Raw genomic sequence first — 21,829 nt, forward strand, 5'->3', positions numbered from 1 at the left:
CCCTATCTTTTTCTAAAATAGTACCGTTTGCCACTTATCTGTCCTCTCATACTATTTATATTATAAATTTACCAAATCCTTATATCAAAAAAATAAGCAAAAACGATAAATAATCGTTATACCGTTTGGACCATTCCTTCGTTTACGGGCACAACCAATTATGATACCATCACATTATATCTTAGTTTTATCGTCGGAAATAAAATGAAGGAGGTTAACAGGATGGCCTACGAACCAATCTGGACTGCTCATCCAGATAAGCTAAACAAATTTGAGCTGGTCAAGCTGGAAAAAGACGGGCTCGACGTTATACGCACCATTATCGAAAGCTATGCAAACGAAGGCTATGACTCAATTTCCGCAGACGACATGGACCGTTTCAAATGGGCTGGTGTCTATCAGCAAAAGCCCAAGGACGGTCATTTCATGATGCGTGTCCGCATCAACACAGGTATCATGACCTCAGCACAGGCACATGCATTGGCCGACATATCCACGCTGTACGGACGCGGTCTTGTGGATGTCACCACTCGTCAGGCGATTCAATTTCACTGGCTGACGGTTGAGAACTTGCCCGATATTTTCAAGCGACTGGAAGAAGTCGATTTATATTCCTTTGAAGCCTGCGGAGACTGCCCGCGTACGATTGTCGGGAACCCGCTGGCTGGCATTGACCCCAACGAATTGGTGGATACCAGAGAGATTGTCGACGAGGTAAACCGTTTTTTCTTATTGAATCGAGACTTCTCCAATCTGCCGCGCAAGTACAAAATGTCCATCTCCGGCAATACGTACAACAACGCACAGGCTGAAATTAACGACTTGTCCTTCACGCCAGCCACCAAGACCATTGACGGAAAAGAAGTGGTCGGCTTCCACGTGATGGTCGGTGGAGGTTTATCCGCCAAGCCACACTTGGCACAGTCACTGGATCTGTTTGTTCGTCCCGAGGAAGTACTGAAGGTTGCTATTGCAGTCACAACCATTTTCCGTGACTACGGCTATCGGGAAAAACGGCACCATGCCCGCCTGAAATTTCTCGTCGCCGATTGGGGCCCGGAAAAGTTTTTGGCCAAACTCACTGAGTATATTGGCGAAATGCCAGGACGAGGCGAGGACAAAACAATTGGCTGGCAGGCCGCCTATTTTGACGGTGTGCATCCTCAAGCCCAGGAGGGCCTGAATTACGTCGGTCTGAACGTGCCTGTCGGTCGTCTGAGCGCCGACGAGCTGCATGAACTGGCTGAACTGGCTGATCGCTATGGTGATGGACAGATTCGTACCACCATGTCGCAAAATATATTGCTGAGTGGCGTGCCGGACGACCAAGTGGAAGAATTACTGAAAGCTCCTGTATTGCAGCGCCTGACACCACAGCCCAAGCATTTTATGAGCCGTACGGTATCGTGCACAGGGAATGAATTCTGCAATCTGGCGATTGTGGAAACCAAAAAGCGGGCGGTTGACGTAGCCGAGTATCTGGATCAACACGTAGATTTGGATGAAAAAGTACGTATCCATTTTATCGGCTGTCCAAATTCCTGCGGCCAAAAGCATATTGCCGACATCGGCTTGCAGGGCTCGCTTGTTAAAACCCCCGAGGGCATGGTTGACGCGTTCGACATCGCTGTCGGCGGAGCACTCGGATCAGGTGCCCAGTTCAACAAAGCACTTAAGGGTCGCGTGCGTGGGGATCAGGTTGGGCCTGTCCTGGCAGAACTCATTCTGTACTACAAAGAAAACCGGAACCCTGGTGAAAGTTTTTACGCGTATGTACAACGTGTAGGTATTCCGGCTTTCCAGGAAAAGCTGTCTGACATTTTACAGTCCAGCATCGTTGCATCCTAGATACCGCATCCAATACCAGCCTGTTTGTATTTCATATACAAGCAGGCTGTTTTTTTATGATCACACAGCTATACAAGATCATCCTCAGCGTTTCACAAAAAAGACACCGGATTACTCCGGTATCAATATTTTCGCAAAATCGAGCACTGTTGGTTTCTGGACACCAGTTGTAGATGTTACCACCGCGTAGCCTGATGGTATTTTATATATCAAACCTGTATCATATCGGATACCAAAGGAATTGTCTTCCTTATAATGAGTCGTAGTTTCCCATTCCTTCGTTCCGTTTCCTTCCAAGCCTGTGATGGTGATTCCATGCATCTTCGTGGTTTTTCCCAGTGGGTCATATTGATCGCTAAACTGAACGTACAGTTGTTCTTCAGGCAGGTACACCCGGTCAGACGGATAGTCCTCTGTATTGCCAAACAATTGCAGATCATTACTTAAAACCTGTGTGCGCTTGCTGTTTCCATTAAATCCAGTTACAGCAATATGACCATTAGACAGCTCACGTACTTCAGCAATGTCCTTGCCCGGGCCCAAATCCAACTGGATATTGCGAATATCGCGACCATATACATCTACTTGCACCCCTACCGGGCCATCTGAGCTGTTCATAAGCGCATAAAATCCATCGTGGCTGCCGACCAGCCAACCCGAATTCACCCCGTTCGTCGTTCGATTCCATTGAATATCGCCAGCTTCTGTATACTTGAATACAGTGAAAGTCTGCTCCGCACCGTTAAGAGAGGAAACCAGGAACCCTCCATCCGCAAGCGGTTCCAAACCTATCCGAGTATTTGGTCCATGGGATATCAAGCCATCCGTTTGTAACGTTTTGGACCACACGGCATTGCCGTCGTTATCCAAACGTATCGCCTGCAAATCTTGTACGCCGTTCGGTTTTGTATAGTCAGTCAGAAACAGCATGCCACCATCTGACGTTTCCCGCTGCACTCCCCTGCTGCTCGATCCCGGTTGCATGTTCAAATCCTGCTGGTGCTTCCATACGCTCTCCAGAGAGCTGTCCAGCTTGCCATATGTAACATGCACGACACTTGCCTCAGTATCGTCCTCTATATTCAGGATTAAAAACCCACCATTCATCGCGGGCTGGATATAATCGTGGGCGTTTTCTACATCCTTAATGCTTCCAATCGCCGCACTGGTTTCAATCTCGGCTTGCTTGGTCACAAGTGCCTGAGACACCTCTGATGCATAGGATGGTGGAGCACTATAGCCCATCGCACATGCCGCCAAAACAATTCCCGCTGCCCATGAATATACTCGTGTACGTAGAACCCTGTTTGGTACCATCTTCAAAACGTTACAGCTCCCTTCATGACTTTACCTCAGAGATGTTATATAAACCCTTGATGTGATCAAACTACAGACGCTTCAACTTGGAATGGTTGTCACGTGGGCACGGAGCTTCGTATGATGCCAATTACTTATGAGTTATATATTTATCTCTTCAAGTCCGAGCCTCAACATCCGCAACTCTACAATAGAGAGACTACTCAGAACTTTCTGACGATGAATACAGCTATAGATTTATTATTTCAGTTCTTGGAAAACTATGTGTCACATGCTTTAACGCAAGAATTTGATAAAAGTTTTCTTTTTTTCAAAAATAATAAAGCCCTGCCAAGAAAAAGGCATAGATACGTAAATTCGTATTCCGCCTTCCTACCTGTGCAGGGCTTCCAAAACGTACAAAGAGGCTATCTTTAAGTCAATAAACGCTATCTATAGATCAACCGCCTGAAGCGCTTGGCTGCGCTGTGTATCCCGTTCAAGGATTGGTTTTAAATATCGGCCTGTGTACGATTCTTCAACTTTCACGAGCTGTTCCGGTGTTCCTGTAGCCAGGATCGTTCCACCGCCGCTTCCACCTTCTGGTCCCAGATCAATCAAATAATCGGCTGTTTTAATTACATCCAGATTATGCTCAATAACCAAAACCGTCTCTCCTGAATCAACCAAACGATGCAGTACCATTAGTAATCGGTCAATATCGTGAACGTGCAGGCCGGTGGTCGGCTCGTCCAGAATATAAATTGTTTTGCCTGTGCTGCGACGATACAGTTCAGAAGCCAGCTTCACACGCTGAGCTTCACCCCCGGATAAGGTAGTCGCAGGCTGACCCAGCTTGACATACCCCAAACCTACGTCCATCAGTGTCTGAATCTTGCGATGGATCTTGGGGATATTTTCAAAAAACTCTGTCGCATCCTCTACCGTCATCTCCAGTACATCAGCAATACTTTTGCCTTTGTACTTAACCTCAAGGGTCTCCCGATTATAGCGTTTGCCCTTGCATACTTCACATGGGACATATACATCTGGCAGAAAATGCATCTCAATCTTGATGATGCCGTCGCCTTTACAAGCTTCACAGCGACCACCCTTGATGTTAAAGCTAAAACGACCTTTTTGGTAGCCTCGGACCTTTGCCTCATTTGTTTTGGAAAATAGATCACGAATATCATCAAATACTCCGGTGTAGGTCGCAGGATTTGAACGAGGCGTACGGCCGATTGGAGACTGATCAATCTCTACGACTTTATCAATATTTTCAAGCCCGCGAATCTCCTTATGCTGGCCCGGACGAACTCTCGCCCGGTTCAAATCACGCGCCAGCGTTTTGTATAGGATTTCGTTGACCAGCGTTGACTTCCCAGAACCGGATACGCCAGTAACAGCCGTGAACACACCTAACGGGATTTTAACATTCAAATTTTTGAGATTATTCTCCTTGGCCCCGCGAACCTCCAGCCACTTATCCGTAGGCTTGCGTCGTTCGGTATTGACCGGAATGAACTTGCGGCCACTCAAATATTGTCCTGTCAAAGAGTTTAGGTCCTCCATAACTTCCTGTGGGGTCCCCTGTGACATGATCATCCCACCATGGATTCCTGCTCCCGGCCCAATATCAATAATATAATCTGCTGCCATCATGGTATCTTCGTCATGCTCCACCACAATCAACGTATTTCCGAGATTCCGCATATGCTCCAAAGCACTAATCAGGCGGTCATTATCTCGCTGGTGCAATCCGATACTAGGCTCGTCCAAAATATAGAGTACACCCATTAGACTGGACCCGATCTGTGTCGCCAGCCGAATACGCTGTGCCTCACCACCGGACAACGTCCCTGCTGCACGGCTTAATGTCAAGTATTCCAGACCGACATTGACCAGAAAGCCCAAGCGGCTATTAATTTCTTTTAAAATGAGATTGGCAATCGACTTCTCCTTCTCACTCAGCTCCAGCGTTTGGAAAAAGTGAGCCGCTTCAGTGATGGACAAATCAGTCACATAGGCGATATTGTGCTGCTGAATGGTTACCGCGAGGCTCTCTTTCTTCAGACGGTGTCCCTTACAGGTGTTACATGGTTTGGCGCTCATAAAGCCTTCAATAAATTCACGGATACCATCAGAAGCTGTGTCACGATAACGACGCTCCAGATTCGGAATGATTCCCTCAAAGGTCACATAGGCTTCCTTGCGTTGACCAAAATCATTTTCGTAACGGAACCGAATCTTCTCGTCAGCCGTCCCGTGTAAAATGATGTTCATTTGCTCCGTGGTCAATTGGCTAACAGGAACATCTTGTGGAATACCGTAATGCTCGCATACCGACTGTAAAAATTGCGGATAATAAGTGGAAGTTCCACCACTCCATGCCTGAAATGCTCCATCCTCCACACTTTTTTGAGAGTCGGGAATAAGCAAATCTGGGTCCACTACCATTTTAGCACCCAGTCCGTCACAATCCGGACAAGCACCAAACGGATTATTAAAGGAGAACATCCGCGGGGTCAGCTCATCTATACTGAAACCGCAAATCGGGCACGCAAAATTAGAGCTAAACCGCAGCTCTTCTTGCCCCATATTGTCCACGAGCAACTGGCCGCCTGACAGTTTTAGAGCCGTCTCAATCGAGTCGGATAGACGCGTACGCACATCTTCCTTGACTACGATCCGGTCTACGACCACTTCAATCGAATGCTTCTTATTCTTCTCCAGCTCAATCTTTTCCGACAGCTCGCGCAATTCTCCATTGACACGTACCCGTACAAAGCCCTGCTTGGCTATATCCGCAAATAGTGTTTTATGCTCGCCCTTGCGTCCCGATACCAATGGAGCCAAAATTTGCAGCCGTGTCTTTTCAGGATACTGCATGATGCGATCCACCATCTGCTCAACGGTCTGGGAGGTGATCTCGATGCCATGTTCAGGGCAATGAGGGTGGCCGACTCGGGCAAACAATAACCGCAAATAATCATAAATTTCTGTAACCGTACCAACGGTCGAACGCGGATTCCGGTTGGTGGTTTTCTGATCAATAGAGATCGCAGGAGACAGACCGTCAATCGAGTCGACATCCGGCTTCTCCATCTGTCCGAGGAACTGACGCGCATACGCAGATAGAGATTCCACATATCGCCGTTGTCCTTCCGCATAAATCGTATCGAAAGCCAGTGACGACTTACCTGAACCACTAAGCCCCGTCAGAACGACAAATTTGTCACGAGGAATCGTCACGTCGATATTTTTGAGATTATGCGCCCGTGCGCCTTTGATGATGATGCTTTCATTCGCCAAATGTTTCATCTCCTTAGCTGTAGTTCAAGTCATGCTGTATTCCATTGGATTATTGATGCAGGTAATATATCGCAAAGAGAACGACCACATAGGCCGCCCTCACTATTGTTAAAACGTGCAAACATTTCATTTTCAATGTGCATTCGCTTCCAGCTTATTCTTATACTACATGCTTAATCAGCCCGCAGCTCCAGCAAAGCATCACGCAACTCGGCGGCCCGCTCGAACTGTAGATTCTTGGCCGCATCCTTCATTTCTGCTTCCAGACGCTGAATAAGCGATTGACGCTCCTTCTTGGAAAGTTTACCCGTCTCACTAGGAAGGTAATCATTCTTTGCCTCTGTTGCCTTGGTTGCTTCAATGACATCCCGAATCTTTTTACGGATCGTTTGAGGGGTAATCCCATGCTCTTCATTATACTGAATTTGAATGGCACGGCGACGTTCGGTTTCTTTGATCGCTTTATCCATAGATTCGGTAATCTTATCACCGTACATAATAACACGACCATCGCTATTCCGTGCTGCCCGTCCAATCGTCTGGATCAGAGACCGTTCAGAACGCAGGAAGCCTTCTTTGTCCGCATCCAAAATCGCGACCAGAGATACTTCCGGTAAATCCAGGCCTTCCCGCAGCAGATTGATCCCGATCAGCACATCAAAAGTGCCCAGACGCAGATCCCGCAAAATAGCCATCCGCTCCAGTGTCTTAATCTCAGAGTGCATATATCGGACCTTGATGCCCACTTCTTTCAGATAGTCTGTCAAATCCTCAGACATTTTCTTCGTGAGTGTGGTGACCAGCACCCGTTCTTCACGCTCTATGCGAAGCCGTATCTCATTAATGAGGTCGTCAATCTGTCCCTTGCTCGGACGCACCTCAATAATTGGATCAAGAAGCCCGGTAGGACGAATAATCTGCTGTACCATCGTTTCGCATTTTTCCATCTCATAGGGACCCGGAGTAGCCGATACGTAGATGATCTGATTCACCTTGTCTTCGAACTCTTCAAATTTCAACGGACGGTTATCCAGCGCGGACGGCAGACGGAAACCATGCTCCACCAGCACATTCTTGCGCGCCTGGTCACCATTATACATAGCCCGAATTTGCGGCAGCGTAACATGGGATTCGTCAATGACGATCAGCATATCATCCGGAAAATAATCCATCAACGTATACGGTGTCGCTCCCCGCTCGCGGAATGTCAGTGGACCCGAGTAGTTCTCAATCCCGGAACAAAAACCGACCTCTTTCATCATCTCGATATCATACCGAGTACGTTGTTCCAACCGCTGTGCCTCCAGCAGCTTTCCTTGTTCCTTCAGCACCGCCAGCCGTTCTTCAAGCTCACGCTCGATGTTGACCAGCGCTACCCTCATCGTATCCTCATGCGTGACGAAGTGAGATGCCGGGAAAATAGCTACATGGTCACGCTCACCGATCAATTCACCCGTTAGCACATCAATTTCGGTAATCCGTTCAATCTCATCCCCAAAAAGTTCTACCCGTATGGCATGTTCCCCTTGAGAAGCCGGGAATATTTCAACCACATCCCCCCGTACACGGAAAGTACCCCGCACGAAGTTGATATCGTTCCGCTGATATTGAATATCGACCAAGCGGGACAAAATCTGATTGCGGGGTTTCTCCATACCGACTCTAAGCGAGAGGAGCAGGCTTGAATATTCTTTCGGCGACCCCAGACCATAGATGCAGGAGACACTCGCTACGATAATAACATCACGACGCTCGAATAGAGAGCTTGTGGCCGAGTGGCGAAGTTTATCAATCTCCTCATTAATGCTGGAATCCTTCTCAATATACGTATCGGAAGACGGAATGTACGCTTCCGGTTGGTAGTAATCATAGTAGCTGACAAAATAATCAACGGAGTTGTTTGGAAAAAACTCTTTAAATTCGCTTGCCAGTTGGGCAGCCAACGTCTTATTGTGCGCAATAATCAGCGTAGGCCGATTCAGCTTGGCGATGGTTTGCGCGATGGTAAATGTCTTACCCGTTCCCGTAGCACCCAACAACGTTTGATGCTTCTTTCCTTCTGCGATCCCTTCTACCAGTTCAAAGATGGCCTGAGGCTGATCGCCTTGAGGTTGGAATTCCGACTCAATTTCAAAAGTCTTGTTGCTAACAACGATATCACTCATTGCCCTGCATCACCCTTATCGTCTAAAATGGAAACATCATGTTACTACACCAGTCGAGCTGGAACGTCTTTACCTGTAACTCTATGTCGATATTTCCCGAGCAATGATACTTGGGAAATATGGTTAGATAAGAATGTTTGTTCCCGTATTATACCTCTTTCTTACTGTGGATGCAAACGATAAGTCTTGGATAGGAGTGAATTATATTTTGGATATCACCATCGTATTGGGCATCATCGCAGGAATCATATCATTAATCGGTGGCTTCTTATGGGAGGGCGGCCAATTTTCAGGACTGCTCCAGGGTACATCGGCTCTGATTGTATTTGGTGGAACCTTCGCCGCAGTCGTTATTAGCTACCCCGCCTCCAAGCTAAAGACCATCCCCACTGCACTTCGGATGGCGTTTAACCGTGAGGAAAACCCTACCGAGCAATATATAGAAGATTTGGTTTCTATGGCTTCCACCTCCCGCCGATCCGGTGTACTTGCGCTAGAGCGTATTTCCTCGGAGCATCCGAATGCTTTTTTGCGTGAAGGTCTTCAACTGGTCATCGACGGCACCGAGCAGGAGCAGATCAAACAGATTCTAGAGCTTGAGTTAGATACCATTGAACAAAAGCATGAAGGATATGCCAAAATATTCGAATCCGCAGGCGGCTATGCCCCTACGATGGGAATTATCGGTACGGTAATGGGTCTGATCCATGTACTGGGCAGTCTGACCGAGCCTACTGCGCTCGGACCGTCCATTGCTGTGGCGTTTATCGCAACACTATACGGCGTAGCCAGCGCCAATCTGATCTTCTTGCCCATCGCTTCTAAAATAAGGGCATGCAGTGAATCAGAGGTCGCTATAATGGACTTGCTGCTGCAAGGTATTCTGGCTATCCAGAACGGTGAGAATCCGAAGCTAGTACGCAAAAAGCTGGATTTCTTTATCCGCTCAGAACAAAATCAGGACCGCAAACCACCACGGCGCTCACGCGTAGAGATCACCGCTCCAAAGGAGGACTCCTTCCATGAGAACGCGCGCTAAGCGCCGTGGGCGTAAGGAGGGCGGAGACCATCGTGACCGCTGGATGATTACCTATGCTGATCTAATCACCCTGCTGCTCATTTTTTTCGTTGTAATGTACGCCATGAGCAGCCTGGATGCCAAAAAATACGATATCGTTGTTCAATCCCTCCAGGATACATTCCACAAGGGTGATTCTATTCTGGAGCAAGGCTCGGGCATCACGGGTTCGGCGGATCGCTACACCAGTAAGAATCCGCCTGCGACCAAGCAACCGACTTCCGATAAAAAAGAAGCGGGATCGACTAAGCTAACCGAACGTGAACAGGCCTTTCGCAAACAGGAAAAAGAACTGCAAAATCTAATGGGTGTCATTCAAGAATATATTTCGGACAACAAGCTGGAAAACCAGATTTTCGTGTCAGATCAACCGCGCGGTATTGTCATTACGCTGAATGACCGCTTTTTATTTGATCAAGGAAGAGCTGCACTCAAGCAGGGCTCTGCCAATACGCTATCCAAGTTGGCCAGTCTGTTCAGGGACTTAAAAACACCTATCAGTATTGAGGGACATACGGACAACATTCCTTTCACTGGCACCTCAAGCTCATCGATCTATAAGGATAACTGGGAGCTTTCCGGCGCACGCGCGTTATCTGTACTCCGATTCTTTCTAGACAGAGAACATCTGTCACCCCATGGATTTCAGTATGCGGGTTATGCGGATACCCGACCGGTTGGTGACAATAAGACCGAGGCTGGACGGCAAAAAAACCGCCGTGTCGAAATCACTGTACTGCGCCAGCTTCAACAGTAAATGCCAAAAACCTCCTGAGTCACGCAGCAACGTGAATCGGGAGGTTTTTTTTGGATACATATCATCATATGGCTTCCGCTCTGATGTGACGCAGAACAATAAACCGTACGAACAACGTGTAAAAATGCGGCGTACGAGATTCAATCGAGATTATTTTGTTTAGTCTATATCCCCACTATGTATTAGAAGCCAAGGTGAAGTTAGAAGTTAGGTATATCTTGTCATGTTGCTTAAAAATCAATAAGATAGGACAAGCTCATGTTGCTCCTCTTGCATCTGTGAACTATTAGTTATGGTATGTCTACGATAGCTGCATTTCCAATCGCTGTACTTATTAAGGAGTCGATCCAATTCCATGGACTTGAGTAATACCCGTCGATCCTTCAATCCCACCTCATTCGCCAAATCGTTTAATTCCTTCCGCTTTTCTTCGATGCAGTCCTCCAATTCTTGCCATTTCACATCAATAAACCTCCTGTTCGGTGTGGTATTTACATTTATTTTACAGGCTGATACCTTCCCCACAGGTTAAAAATATAATAAATCCCATTTCATCCCTTTAACGGAATGAATCAAAAAAAACAGCCTGAGTGGGGCTGCTTTTTTGATTTATGCTGGAAACTCACCTAAAAGTAATCGAAAAAATTGCGATTTCACCCACCTCTACCATGACTAGAAACTGTAATCTGAGAACCATTACTAGTTACGATATTATGGAAAGAAGACAGAATCCCGATATTACTGACTACTATTAGAGAAAGCAAAAGTGAAAGAAAAACCCTCTTCATCTTTGCACACCTCCTTAATAATAGATTTATAAATCTCAATTTGCCCTTCGTCACATAAAATTCTATTATTCTCAAAAAAAACCATACTTTGAGCAAAACTCTCTACATTTTTAAGAAAAAATGCTATCTGTATACATTGCAAAATAGCATTTATTGCATCTTTGTATCTCTTATTTCGTCTATAATAAATGGCTAATTGAAAATTAAAATTGTAATAATCATCCATGAATATTACATCTTGAGTTTTTCTGAAAATATCAATATATTCAATAAATCGTTCTAAAATACTGTCAACTGAGAACAAGTTCCTATTAGCGGATTCTAAAATATTCACAAGACCTGGTAATATCTCATCGTTGTTGTTCTCTAATAAGTCCACATATTGAGGAAGCACAGATGTATCTCCTAATAGTAAATCAAGTGTATAAGAGTTCCCTCTAGACCATAACTTAAACTTTTCGACTTCTCTTTTCCCAACGGTGTCTAAACCATCAAACCAACTTAGATCACCATACTCAGCAACAATTTTTTTCGCATTCTCATAGTCTCCAATTTTTTGTAGGGCATACGCTTTCATAAGTAATCCTTGTCCATAATATACTACTAAATGTCGTTCGGTTTTTATTGGTGCACAACTCCTGTTTTTTCGAGCCCTTCTTTTATTTTCTTCATCATATATTATTTTAGCTTGTTCCCAAAGCTCATCGCTGTGTGTAATTGTTTCTTGCCATTTATGTAGTGAAGAATATATATTTGTTAGATGCAATAATCCGTCTAATTGATGACACTCTGGCAACCGAAAACGAAAAGGTTCAAATTGAATAGCTGCTTTTAGATTTATTTCAGTATTCTCACCAATTTTTGCACGAAATAATTTGTAATGACTAATAGCCAATCTCTCAGAATGTTGGTATTTTTCATTTTCAATTACACATTCATAAAAAGGAATTGCCTCTTGTAGCTTCCCCCCTTCGTATAACTCCTCTGCCAAAGCAAAGATTGTAGGAATGTGGTTAAGATCTTCCATTAAGCGCGAAAGTACTTTTTCCACACACCTCAGATTTCCCACTTCAACACAACGAATAAGGAACGGTTTAACTCTTTTCCAATGAGGCCTTCCATCATAAAAACATTCATCAACATATAGGTCATACAACCAGTCCTCTGGATAATTAAGCGCTTTGGTAATCAAGTCCATTTGTCTCACAGAGATTGGTTTGGGCGGATTGCCATTAAGCATAGCACTAAATACGCCCCGATTAAGTCCCGTAGCTTGTCCAAAACTATTAAACGTGTAGCCACCAAGCTTTAATTCTTTCTCAATTTCCGAACGAATCGTGGTTGCATTCTCCAATAAAGACACCTCCCGGCGTATTCAGATGATTTTAAAAAATCACCCTCCTCGACAATCAATTACAATATACTAGAAATTATATGAATATATTGGATGATGGTCAACCCCTTTTTCTACACTGTTTCAATATATTATGGAATTTAATGTTATAAAAAAGTTCCCACAGGGACTTAATGTTCAATTATTTAGGCAATTCAATTACCTCCACGCCTGATCTACCTTTGTCTACACTCATACTATAGGAGTGTGGATGTCGATGGAAACAACGAAACTCATAGGAGCGAAAATCCGCCAATTTCGAAAATTGCTTGGTATAACACAAGAACAGCTTGCAGAAGCATCTGATTCAACAGGTTCCTATATCGGAAAGTTAGAGCGGGGCGAGGTCAATGTACAAATAAAAACATTGGAGAAAATAGCCGAAGCGTTGGACACAAACGTGTTTGCATTTTTTGACTTCAATCCACATGAAGAGTTCAAAAGTCAGCCCTGGATATGGGGATGTATTCATATTCTTTCCCAGCAGAGTGAAGCAGAGCAAAATAAAGCTTATCGGATAATAAAGGAACTGTTTACCTCTTCAGAGAGCGAGCTTTCTGAAAATAACTCCGATGATTCAGGCAACTAACTAAAAAATCAACTTTTTCCTGATTAGTCATGCACGTAAAATGTCAAAAAGGCTATGTTTCTCTACTTAGAGTAGTAGATTACATAGCCCTTTTGTATTTTAAAAAGTCATTTCCTTGATGTTGTTTTCCACTGCTTTAATCACTTTTTCATATTCTGTCCGTTGTTCATGTGTCGAATGATCCTTATATTTCTCAAACAACAACGTGATGGACTTGATATAGTAAGCTTTATCGTTCAACTGTGAGGATGCTTTGAGACTGTTCAACATACTGTCTATTGCCTCAGAATAGTTCCCTTTATTAAAATAGTAGCGACTAAGCTCAAGAAAAAAACGAGAATAGCTCACCAGATTATAATTCGTACCATAGTAAGAAATATTTGTACGTAAGTCCCTAAATTCATTAATATTTTTAGCAAAAAGGGTCAGAATATCGTCTATTATGTGATTGTAAATATTAGCTGATTCTATAATGGTTAACAGCCCCTGAAGTATCTCTTCAGGATTACTTTTAATAAGCTCAACATAGGCAGGCAAACTAGTCATATTTCCCATTAGAATTTCTAAATTTAAACGGTTTGCTTCTGCCCACATTTCAAATTTCCTCGCCTCTAAAAACCCCATTTCATCCAATCCTTCAAAACCAGTCAAATCAGCATAGTAAGGTATGAATTCCATTGCTTCTTCATATAGCCCTTGCTTTTCGCGGGCATTCCCCTGCATTAAATAAGCTTGACCAAAATAGACGATTAGATGTCTTTCTGTATTTAGAGGTTTAACTTCACGGTTTTTTAATCTATTTTGAATCTGCTGCTGATAAACATTTGTGGCAATTACCTCAAGTTCTTTCGCATATTGTATAGTTGTCTCACAGTCATAAACTTGAAAGTATACGTTTACCAGCTTTAATAGAGCGTCCAGTTGATGATTTTCAGGCAAATTTTTGCGATAAGGAGCAAATTTTATAGCCAGTTGGCGATTATTCTCCAGATCTTTGTTTAAAGAGTAAGAAAATAGCCTATATTGGCTGATTGCGAGCCGTTCTGAGTGGTAATATCTTTCGTTCTCTACCACACACTCGTAAAAGGGGACAGACTCCTTTTCCTTGCCTCCTTTATGTAGCTCTTCTGCAAGTTCAAATATCGTCGACACATAGGACAAGTCCTCTGTTAATCTCGACAGTACCCTTTGAATATAGTCTTTCCTCCCTAACTCTACACAACGCAATAAAAAAGGCTTGATCCGTTTCCAGTGCCCTTTTCCCTCGTAAAAACATTCATCTATGTACATCTCATAGAGCCAGCCCTCGGGATATCCCAATGCCTTGGTTATCAGGTCCATCTGCCGAACGGAGATTGGCTTGGGTGGGTTGCTGTTCAGCATTGCACTGAAGGTACCGCGGTTAATACCGGATATCTTACTGAAACTGCTAAAGCTATAGCCTCTTTGCTTCAATTCTGTCTCTATTTTCGAGCGGATCGTAGGTGTGTGCTCCATGCCAATCCTCCTCAATAAGTTTTAGACATATCATCAGTAGTACTTTATATGTAAAACTCCATTCTATAGGAAATTCATTTCAATACAAAATCACGAAAATAGTGAAATATATGGTCAATATCTCTACTTTAATTTATGATGCCTTTAAAAGAAGTCTTTTTTTAATGAATCCCGTGATAATTGAAAAGTTGAATGAAGTACATAAAGAGAGCATAAAAGCAAGCTTCAAGTTTTTTTATTTGAATGTCACAAACGCATACCTTTTTCAGTTATATAGGCAGAAAGGAGGGATGTTAATGGAAATACTACATGCAAATAATCAAGACACAGATATCAATCTTGTCATAGAACAGGTCCAAGCGGGCGACAAACAAGCATACACACATATCATACGACGTTATCAACAACAGATCTTTTTATATTGCTACTATTTACTTAAAAATCAGGAAGAAGCAGAAGATGCCGCTCAAGAAATATTCATCAAAGGGCTTGAGCACATCCATCAGTTCGTACCTACAGTCTCTTTTTCAGCTTGGCTTTACAAAATCGCTCAAAATTACTGTAATGACTTATTAAAAAGAAACGCTAGAAAATTCAAATCCTTCATTCAGTACAAATTGAACCTAAAGCAACAGCCAATACACGAATATACAAATTTAATTCACGAGTTACTGGACCAGCTAACATTAAAAGATCGTCAAATTTTATTATTACGTTCACTTGAGGACTACAACTACGAAGAGATTGCTACAATAATGGGACTGAAATCATCCACGATCCGAAAAAGATATGAGCGACTCCGTAAAAGGCTAATTAACTACAATGAAAAGGGAGGAAAACAAATTGAGCACTCATTTAAACCCGGAAGATAAAGAAATCGAGCACTTACAAAAGCTTATTCGGAATACTCCATTACAAGTAGATTTAATTGATAGAACTATGGAACGCTTTGAGAAAGTGGGCACAAGACGCTATAAGCGATCTAACATTCGACCAAAAAGGACACGTAATACAATTGTTGTGACTTCTGCTACGCTTGCAATGACGTTTATGCTTGTGGTTGGTACTGGCTTTATTTCACCAACTATGGCTGCATCTATTAGACAAATTCCAGGTATGAATTCTATATTCCAGCTAGCTGGTGATCTTGGTTTACAAACAGCGGACGAAAAAGGGCTGTTATCAAAACCAAATCTTAGTGACACTCACGATGGCCTGACTCTCAGCGTACCGGAAGTCATGTTTGATGGAACACGTGTATCAATTGCCTTAGAACGACAAACCACTGACAAAAGATTTTTAAACACCGAATTACCCTTGTTACTTGATGATTTAATATTTTCCATTAATGGCGAAGAAATTAATTCTTCTTATGCACCTAAAAACACCAGCAACTCCATTGACTCATATACGATACCTGGAAAAAATTCGAATTCAACCATTATACAATTTTCAGATTTACGTAATCAAGGAGGAAAATCTTTTCCAGATAAGTTTGATTTAACAATTTCCATGTCTGTCTCCGGCATTAAGCAGCCATTTAAAATAGAAATTCCTGTGGAAAAGAATACTAAGAATAACTTAGTTTTTACACCATCCCTTAAGCGAGAGTATAAAAACATTGACTATACTCTAGAAAAAGTTGAGCTCACACCGATTACAACTAGCATCACAACTCGCATAAAGCTACCTGCTAATTCAAAAATTTCTTCGTCACTTGCTTTGTGGTTGAGTTATGAAATTTACGATGATAAAGGAAAGCAACTAAATTTAATTAGCAACAATGGTTGGAGTGCTACTGATGGCAACGTTCTGATAAATGATTCACGATTTGAACCTTTCATCTCTCTCCCCAAAGAAATTACTATAAAGGTTTATAAAGATATCTTAAAAAAGGATGATAAGAGCAAATTCGAACTAGGGAAAGATGGAAATCCAAAAAAAGAGTATTTCCCTGATTTAGAAATTACTTACCCAATTAATCCATAAAAATAAATAAGTGAAGGAAGTCAAGCGTACTTCACCTCCTTCACTGCATACAAATACTATCTTCTAACCTTAAAAGTATAAACTCCAAGTTTGTCTCCATTAGATTTAAAAGCTTCAACCTGAGCTGTACCGTAGCCAATCATCTTAGCTTTATAATCATGAAGTTCGACAACATCACTTCCGTACAAAATCATCCAGTTAGAACCTTCCATTTCATATGTGCTACCTATGCCTAAACGAAGTGTGGGACTATCCTGCTTTGTAATGGGTGCTTTTTCTCCGTTGGCAGGTTCAAAAGTTACTGTAACTGTCGCTGGGGTCACAACTGATGCCGTTGAACTTACTGGTGAAGCGGAAGCTACTCCCCCAAAGATAACGCTAGCGCAGAAATTGATAATGCTAAGATGGCTTTTTTCATTTGTCATTTCTCCTCTTTAATAGTTTTCTTTAAAAGTTCCTGAGCTACTAAATGCCTTGCTTTATGTCTGTGACTACGTTTCTGTTATTCTCAAGCTATTAGTACTTTACTAATCAAACATTGAACTTCCAAGCAATTATAGACATCATTAGGGTATCAACCTTTTCATTTCTTCATCCCCTTTCTTCCAGTTAATTACATTATAATTCTTGATGTGTTACAAAAAGGATAAAAATAAACATATCGTTTCTTTTTTTACAAAATAATCAATAAAAAAGGCCGACCTCGAAGATTGGCCTAATCTGACTGCTGCATATGCTCTTGAAGAACCTCAATTGAAATGGGTGGCTTAAACCAATTCCTCTGCTGGGATAATGAAAGATAATTGAGAGTATCCTTTTGCCCTGCTAGTATTCTCCCACGTCTGTAATGGTAAACGGCAAGCTGATACATGTAACAATAATAATAGGTCATTTGTTTAATATCCTCAGATTCCTTTAATCTCTTTATTTGCTCAGAATATTTATCAACAATAGAGTCTACGTCAAAATTATACCTATTAGCAGTTTCTAGTATAGTTATAAGACCGGAACCTATTTCTTTAGGGTGATTTTCGAGAAAAGTTATATACGCCGGAAGGATATCTCTCTTGCCTAAGAGTAAATCTAAAGTATAAGAATTGGTTTAGCCCACACACGGGATTGCTCCACATCTGCTTCACCTTCTGAATCAAGCCCTTTAAACCAGCTTAAATCTGCGTAGCCCTCAAGCTCTGCCCTTGCCTCTTTAATGTAACCTTTCTTTTGCAATGCCGTAGAGACCGAAAGAAACCCATAACCATAGTAAAATACCAAGTGCCGTTCTGCATGCAACCATGTAGCTGCTCTTATTTTCTCCTTCTTTTTTGCTGATTCATATAGATTACATAAGCTAGGTTCTTTAATTCATGACCGTACTTCTCTACCTCATCCCATTTGTGTAAGTAAAAATATATATTTATGATCTTATGAATTCCCTCCAACTGATAATGCTCAGGAAGTAAATTACGATAAGGTATAAATTTCAATACTAACTCAAGGCTCTTTTCCAAGTCAGACATTGTACAAGCCTTAAACCTTTTATATTGGCTTATAGCCAACCGTTCCGAATAACGATATTTTTCGTTTTCGATTACACATTCATAAAAGGGGATAGCATCTCCCCCTTTTCCGTTAGCATCTAGCTCTTCTGCAAGCGCATATATAACTGGTAAATAAGACAAGTCCTCTGTTAATCTCGACAGTACTTTTTGAATATAGTCTTTCCTACCCAACTCCCCACAACGCAATAAAAAAGGCTTGATCCGTTTCCAGTGCCCTTTTCCCTCATAAAAGCATTCATCTATGTACAACTCATACAGCCAGCCTTCAGGATATCCCAATGCCTTGGTTATCAGGTCCATCTGCCGAACGGAGATCGGCTTGGGCGGGTTGCTGTTCAACATGGTACTGAATGTACCTCGGTTAATACCGGATATTTTACTGAAGCTGCTAAAGCTATAGCCCCTTTGCTTCAATTCTGTCTCTATCTTCGAGCGGATCGTAGGTGTATGTTCCATAACAACACCCCCTTAATGAATAACAGGTCATGATTTGAGTAGGGTCTATCGCACCTTGTCCTTCTGAATCAGCTCATAATAGATACGTGCAGGTTCTGATTCTCCAGTGGATAAAATGTATTCTGCCAAAGGGGCACATAGCTTTTGGAGGTAAAAGGAATATAGCAGCTCGGCTGTGTCAAAATGAATGTTCAGCACCTGCTTCATCAGTCCTTCAAATTTGGAGTAATCCAGTTCCTCTGGGGTAATGTCAAACGGGTACTCAGGGAAGGTTTTCCTCTGAATCTCAACAAATTGTTCTCTAAGTTTCGGATGATTGCCTGATCGGGCAGCCGAGAAATTCATCATAAAAAAAGATATAAAATCTGTCTCACGGTCACTTAACCCGTAATACTCACACCAACGCATGAACATCAGCGGTTTTACCATACCTAAATCCCCTTTAACAAAAACTATTATGAATCACACAAAAACTAACAGGTTCCAGCATATGTAATATATAGGTTAAGCCCCATTTTAAAATATGATTCCTTAAATGAATTTTGCTGTTTAACATATCCCCTCATTTTCACAAGAAAACTCTCCAGATCTATTTCATCCGAAGAGTTCACTTATTTTCTCAATATCTGACCTTATTTGGGCTTATTTTCTCCGATAGGGATTTTCATTTCCAGTTCAGGCAGGTATGTTCTTTTCCAATTCCCACTTTCATCATATACAGGTTTGCCTTCTGGTCCAGTTACATTGAAATAGGGTTTAATGGTAATAAATTTCGGTGTCTTTTTAAAGGGAGCTACGAATATCTTGTAAACTCCAGGCCTTATTTTAGTACCAGGATGTCCTGATCCTCCAGTAATCCATTGCTGTTCATGTCCCTCATCATCCAAGATAGCGTAGTCCACTTTATTCATAGCGAGCCCATACCCGTATGTCTCACGCCCAAGCGTTGTCGGCCCCGGGCTTATGTAATGCGTCTTGGTTACAATCATGGTCGACATGGGTGTCATCTCTATTTTTTCCACAACCAAACGGGTAAAATCATTTGATTTTTCAACCCGGGGAGTGAGCACCCTGTTCTTTGAGGGAATTTTTTGCACAGGTAATTCAAACTTAAAAGATTCTTTTATTCCTTGGATTTGTATGTCTGCCTTTAGTTTAAATTGGTCAGGAAGCTCCTTTCCTGAAGAGTACATTTTCTCTAAATCACTATAATGAATGATGACAGAACCAGGTGTGCCTCCAGAATTAGTAATCAGCGAAGGACTATCAAATTGAAAAGGTTTGCCATTGTACCATAATGTGATATCCTCAATTCGGTCTTGCAGCGCTGTGCCCAAGGCCTCCCCGTTACTTTCCAGTGTTAGAGCCAGACGAACACCGTCATAAGCAACCTGGGATATACGGAGTCGGGTTCCGTTATGAGTGCTGCTGGCCGTTGTCTTTGTCACCAGACCTGCTTTCTCGACCTCCTGAAGCCCTGGGTCACCTGCTCGCATAAATGCATTACCACCTGCTGTTGAGAACCCTTGATTAGCTGCTAACTGCAAAACATTGTTGACCATGGGTACTTGCCACAACATTTTCGCCATGTTAGGAGAAACGAATGCCGAGGCTACGATTCCACTGCTCAACACCATAGTTGTTGTGAGCAAAGTTCCTATAAATCTACGATGGCGTGAGGTTGAGTCTGCTTGGCCCATATTTTGATAGATAAAACCTGTCTCAATCTGGCTATATACAGCCTCCAGCCGTTGCCGCACATATGGTGTAATGACATGCTCATTGCGAACTTTTGCTTTAGCTGTTACCCACTCATTATCAAGTTCAATATCTCCCATGGATCGGTGTTCCCCTTTCTCCCGAGTTTGATAGCATGCGAAGCAGAGATTTCCGTGCGCGATACAACCGTGTTTTGACCAGACTCTCTGAAATGCCCAGCGTTTTCGAAATCTCCTTAATATTCAGATCATAAAAATATCTTAAAATGATAACAAGCCGCATCGGCTCTTCCAATTGATCCACTGCTTCATGCAGTTCAATATTTTCATACTCGCCAGAAATACCTACTTGGTATGAAAACTCAGATACAGCAACGGAGCGGGAACGCTTTTTAGCAATTTTTTTGGATTCATTAATGATGATCCGATACATCCAGGTTTTAAAGAGACTCTCGTCCCGCAGTGTACCCAAAGACTTATATGCCTTGAGTATGGCTTCTTGTAGCGCATCTGCACTATCTTGTTCATTTCTCAGGATAGAGTACGCCATTCCGTATAAATCGTTTTCAACTTCTCTAATGATGTTCACAAAAGCCCGTCTATCTCCATGTTGTGCCTTCTTGACTTCATTCTCGATATCCAAAGGAGACCTCCTTTCAAGTTGCCTATCTATTAGATCAACTGGCAGGGCGATCCGTTACAATTTACTTCCAAATTACACAACAAAAAAGACCTGCTCAACATCTTAATGACGCTAACCGGGTCTTCCCAAAAATCCTATATTCGTTTTTATTCTATCCTCTACATAGTTGACAGATCACAGGCTGCAAGTGAATACATAAGCGGGCGGGACGTTGTAGTGTACCTTTTTAATCTGGATGTCAGAAAAAAAGGTGCGAAAAAAGTTGTGCTTGACCTTGCTGTACTGGAACGTAATGAATTTGCCCTCCTGACCCAAAACCTCGGCTGTTTGTCCCAAAATAAGGCTGGATAAGGCGGCTGGCAGGCTGGTAAAAGGAAGTCCTGACACGACATAATCCACCTTAGGAACTTCATACTGGCGCATATACTGCGCTACATGCTCAGCCGATCCGTGAATAACGTGCACCCGTTCCAAGTGTCCATATTTGCTTTGTAGTGTTTTGTAAAACGATTCATTGGTTTCGATCACTAGAAGTAGTGTTTCCGGACGCTTGTTTGAGATCAACTCTTGCGTAAACACACCGGTACCTGCGCCATATTCAATAATACACGATGCTTCGTCAAAGGAAATCGGTGTGGTTATTTGCTTGGCCAACTGTCTTGAACTGGGTATGACAGCGCCTACGCTGCGTGGATGCCTAATATACTCTCGAATAAAGTGAATTGCATTCATCTTTTC

The 21,829-nt window shown here is 42.7% G+C and carries 19 protein-coding genes; 6 read left to right on the forward strand and 13 right to left on the reverse strand.

The window, feature by feature from the left end:
• Positions 1 to 222: 222 nt before the first annotated feature.
• Complete coding sequence (locus GCU48_RS07710) at positions 223 to 1,848, forward strand: nitrite/sulfite reductase (RefSeq protein WP_152379583.1); 1,626 nt, start codon at positions 223 to 225, stop codon at positions 1,846 to 1,848.
• Positions 1,849 to 1,959: 111 nt separating this feature from the next.
• Here the strand turns inward: GCU48_RS07710 and GCU48_RS07715 are convergent, their stop codons facing one another.
• From GCU48_RS07715 to uvrB, 3 genes are all read right to left on the reverse strand, one after another.
• Positions 1,960 to 3,165, reverse strand: a complete 1,206-nt coding sequence (locus GCU48_RS07715; RefSeq protein WP_244316257.1) for a hypothetical protein — start codon at positions 3,163 to 3,165, stop codon at positions 1,960 to 1,962.
• A gap of 432 nt (positions 3,166 to 3,597) precedes the next feature.
• Positions 3,598 to 6,459, reverse strand: coding sequence for an excinuclease ABC subunit UvrA (gene uvrA / locus GCU48_RS07720; protein WP_152379585.1), 2,862 nt, complete (start codon positions 6,457 to 6,459; stop codon positions 3,598 to 3,600).
• Between the two features lie 173 nt (positions 6,460 to 6,632).
• Positions 6,633 to 8,624 carry an excinuclease ABC subunit UvrB gene (gene uvrB, locus GCU48_RS07725; protein ID WP_152379586.1) on the reverse strand — a complete coding sequence of 664 codons (1,992 nt, stop codon included), beginning with the start codon at positions 8,622 to 8,624 and terminating at the stop codon, positions 6,633 to 6,635.
• Between the two features lie 208 nt (positions 8,625 to 8,832).
• Between uvrB and GCU48_RS07730 the strand changes: the two genes are divergently transcribed.
• Both GCU48_RS07730 and GCU48_RS07735 read left to right on the forward strand, forming a co-directional pair.
• A complete protein-coding gene (locus tag GCU48_RS07730; RefSeq protein ID WP_152379587.1) occupies positions 8,833 to 9,663 on the forward strand; it encodes a flagellar motor protein in 831 nt (276 codons plus the stop codon).
• Positions 9,647 to 10,459 (forward strand): OmpA/MotB family protein, encoded by an 813-nt coding sequence (locus GCU48_RS07735; protein WP_152379588.1) that lies wholly within the window; start codon positions 9,647 to 9,649, stop codon positions 10,457 to 10,459. Before GCU48_RS07730 ends, GCU48_RS07735 begins: the two co-directional genes overlap by 17 nt.
• 237 nt (positions 10,460 to 10,696) lie before the next feature.
• On the opposite strand, the gene GCU48_RS07740 is transcribed toward GCU48_RS07735, so the two are convergent.
• Entirely contained in the window at positions 10,697 to 10,921 is a 225-nt protein-coding gene (locus tag GCU48_RS07740; RefSeq protein WP_025720470.1) for an aspartyl-phosphate phosphatase Spo0E family protein, read from the reverse strand.
• A gap of 276 nt (positions 10,922 to 11,197) precedes the next feature.
• Complete coding sequence (locus tag GCU48_RS07745) at positions 11,198 to 12,601, reverse strand: DNA-binding protein (RefSeq protein WP_152379589.1); 1,404 nt, start codon at positions 12,599 to 12,601, stop codon at positions 11,198 to 11,200.
• A gap of 256 nt (positions 12,602 to 12,857) precedes the next feature.
• Here GCU48_RS07745 and GCU48_RS07750 point away from each other — a divergent pair, with 256 nt between their 5' ends.
• Positions 12,858 to 13,229: a helix-turn-helix domain-containing protein gene (locus GCU48_RS07750; protein ID WP_152379590.1), complete on the forward strand. Its 372-nt coding sequence runs from the start codon at positions 12,858 to 12,860 to the stop codon at positions 13,227 to 13,229.
• A gap of 99 nt (positions 13,230 to 13,328) precedes the next feature.
• Here the strand turns inward: GCU48_RS07750 and GCU48_RS07755 are convergent, their stop codons facing one another.
• Positions 13,329 to 14,726, reverse strand: a complete 1,398-nt coding sequence (locus GCU48_RS07755) for a helix-turn-helix domain-containing protein (RefSeq protein ID WP_152379591.1) — start codon at positions 14,724 to 14,726, stop codon at positions 13,329 to 13,331.
• 296 nt (positions 14,727 to 15,022) lie between these two features.
• Between GCU48_RS07755 and GCU48_RS07760 the strand changes: the two genes are divergently transcribed.
• On the forward strand, positions 15,023 to 15,598 hold the full coding sequence (locus GCU48_RS07760; RefSeq protein WP_152379592.1) for an RNA polymerase sigma factor: 576 nt from the start codon (positions 15,023 to 15,025) through the stop codon (positions 15,596 to 15,598).
• Positions 15,570 to 16,715 carry a DUF4179 domain-containing protein gene (locus GCU48_RS07765; RefSeq protein WP_152379593.1) on the forward strand — a complete coding sequence of 382 codons (1,146 nt, stop codon included), beginning with the start codon at positions 15,570 to 15,572 and terminating at the stop codon, positions 16,713 to 16,715. The genes GCU48_RS07760 and GCU48_RS07765 overlap by 29 nt, the downstream gene beginning before the upstream one ends.
• A gap of 56 nt (positions 16,716 to 16,771) precedes the next feature.
• On the opposite strand, the gene GCU48_RS07770 is transcribed toward GCU48_RS07765, so the two are convergent.
• From GCU48_RS07770 to GCU48_RS07795, 7 genes are all read right to left on the reverse strand, one after another.
• Positions 16,772 to 17,140, reverse strand: a complete 369-nt coding sequence (locus tag GCU48_RS07770; RefSeq protein WP_244316115.1) for a BLB8/JUQZ-1 family protein — start codon at positions 17,138 to 17,140, stop codon at positions 16,772 to 16,774.
• Between the two features lie 658 nt (positions 17,141 to 17,798).
• Positions 17,799 to 18,005: a hypothetical protein gene (locus tag GCU48_RS27705; RefSeq protein ID WP_244316117.1), complete on the reverse strand. Its 207-nt coding sequence runs from the start codon at positions 18,003 to 18,005 to the stop codon at positions 17,799 to 17,801.
• A 14-nt stretch (positions 18,006 to 18,019) separates the two neighbouring features.
• Positions 18,020 to 18,730, reverse strand: coding sequence for a helix-turn-helix domain-containing protein (locus tag GCU48_RS27710; RefSeq protein ID WP_244316118.1), 711 nt, complete (start codon positions 18,728 to 18,730; stop codon positions 18,020 to 18,022).
• 45 nt (positions 18,731 to 18,775) lie between these two features.
• Positions 18,776 to 19,159, reverse strand: coding sequence for a hypothetical protein (locus tag GCU48_RS07780; RefSeq protein ID WP_025720450.1), 384 nt, complete (start codon positions 19,157 to 19,159; stop codon positions 18,776 to 18,778).
• 203 nt (positions 19,160 to 19,362) lie between these two features.
• The gene (locus GCU48_RS07785; protein WP_152379594.1) at positions 19,363 to 20,568 is read right to left on the reverse strand and encodes a DUF4179 domain-containing protein; all 1,206 of its coding nucleotides are present in this window, start codon (positions 20,566 to 20,568) and stop codon (positions 19,363 to 19,365) included.
• Positions 20,555 to 21,091 carry an RNA polymerase sigma factor gene (locus GCU48_RS07790; protein WP_025720447.1) on the reverse strand — a complete coding sequence of 179 codons (537 nt, stop codon included), beginning with the start codon at positions 21,089 to 21,091 and terminating at the stop codon, positions 20,555 to 20,557. The genes GCU48_RS07785 and GCU48_RS07790 overlap by 14 nt, the downstream gene beginning before the upstream one ends.
• 174 nt (positions 21,092 to 21,265) lie before the next feature.
• Positions 21,266 to 21,823 carry a class I SAM-dependent methyltransferase gene (locus GCU48_RS07795; RefSeq protein WP_152379595.1) on the reverse strand — a complete coding sequence of 186 codons (558 nt, stop codon included), beginning with the start codon at positions 21,821 to 21,823 and terminating at the stop codon, positions 21,266 to 21,268.
• Positions 21,824 to 21,829: the final 6 nt, after the last annotated feature.

Source organism: Paenibacillus brasilensis (assembly GCF_009363115.1).
Lineage (GTDB): Bacteria > Bacillota > Bacilli > Paenibacillales > Paenibacillaceae > Paenibacillus > Paenibacillus brasilensis.

What these genes read in the sequence shown, in the direction of transcription:
- GCU48_RS07770 (WP_244316115.1), bottom strand. Translation starts at nt 17,140, where the DNA reads ATGACAAATGAAAAAAGCCATCTTAGCATTATCAATTTCTGCGCTAGC.
- GCU48_RS07710 (WP_152379583.1), top strand. Translation starts at nt 223, where the DNA reads ATGGCCTACGAACCAATCTGGACTGCTCATCCAGATAAGCTAAACAAA.
- GCU48_RS07795 (WP_152379595.1), bottom strand. Translation starts at nt 21,823, where the DNA reads ATGAATGCAATTCACTTTATTCGAGAGTATATTAGGCATCCACGCAGC.
- GCU48_RS07750 (WP_152379590.1), top strand. Translation starts at nt 12,858, where the DNA reads ATGGAAACAACGAAACTCATAGGAGCGAAAATCCGCCAATTTCGAAAA.
- GCU48_RS27710 (WP_244316118.1), bottom strand. Translation starts at nt 18,730, where the DNA reads ATGGAACATACACCTACGATCCGCTCGAAGATAGAGACAGAATTGAAG.
- GCU48_RS07785 (WP_152379594.1), bottom strand. Translation starts at nt 20,568, where the DNA reads ATGGGAGATATTGAACTTGATAATGAGTGGGTAACAGCTAAAGCAAAA.
- uvrB (WP_152379586.1), bottom strand. Translation starts at nt 8,624, where the DNA reads ATGAGTGATATCGTTGTTAGCAACAAGACTTTTGAAATTGAGTCGGAA.
- GCU48_RS07780 (WP_025720450.1), bottom strand. Translation starts at nt 19,159, where the DNA reads ATGGTAAAACCGCTGATGTTCATGCGTTGGTGTGAGTATTACGGGTTA.
- GCU48_RS07715 (WP_244316257.1), bottom strand. Translation starts at nt 3,165, where the DNA reads ATGGTACCAAACAGGGTTCTACGTACACGAGTATATTCATGGGCAGCG.
- GCU48_RS07755 (WP_152379591.1), bottom strand. Translation starts at nt 14,726, where the DNA reads ATGGAGCACACACCTACGATCCGCTCGAAAATAGAGACAGAATTGAAG.
- GCU48_RS07760 (WP_152379592.1), top strand. Translation starts at nt 15,023, where the DNA reads ATGGAAATACTACATGCAAATAATCAAGACACAGATATCAATCTTGTC.
- GCU48_RS07735 (WP_152379588.1), top strand. Translation starts at nt 9,647, where the DNA reads ATGAGAACGCGCGCTAAGCGCCGTGGGCGTAAGGAGGGCGGAGACCAT.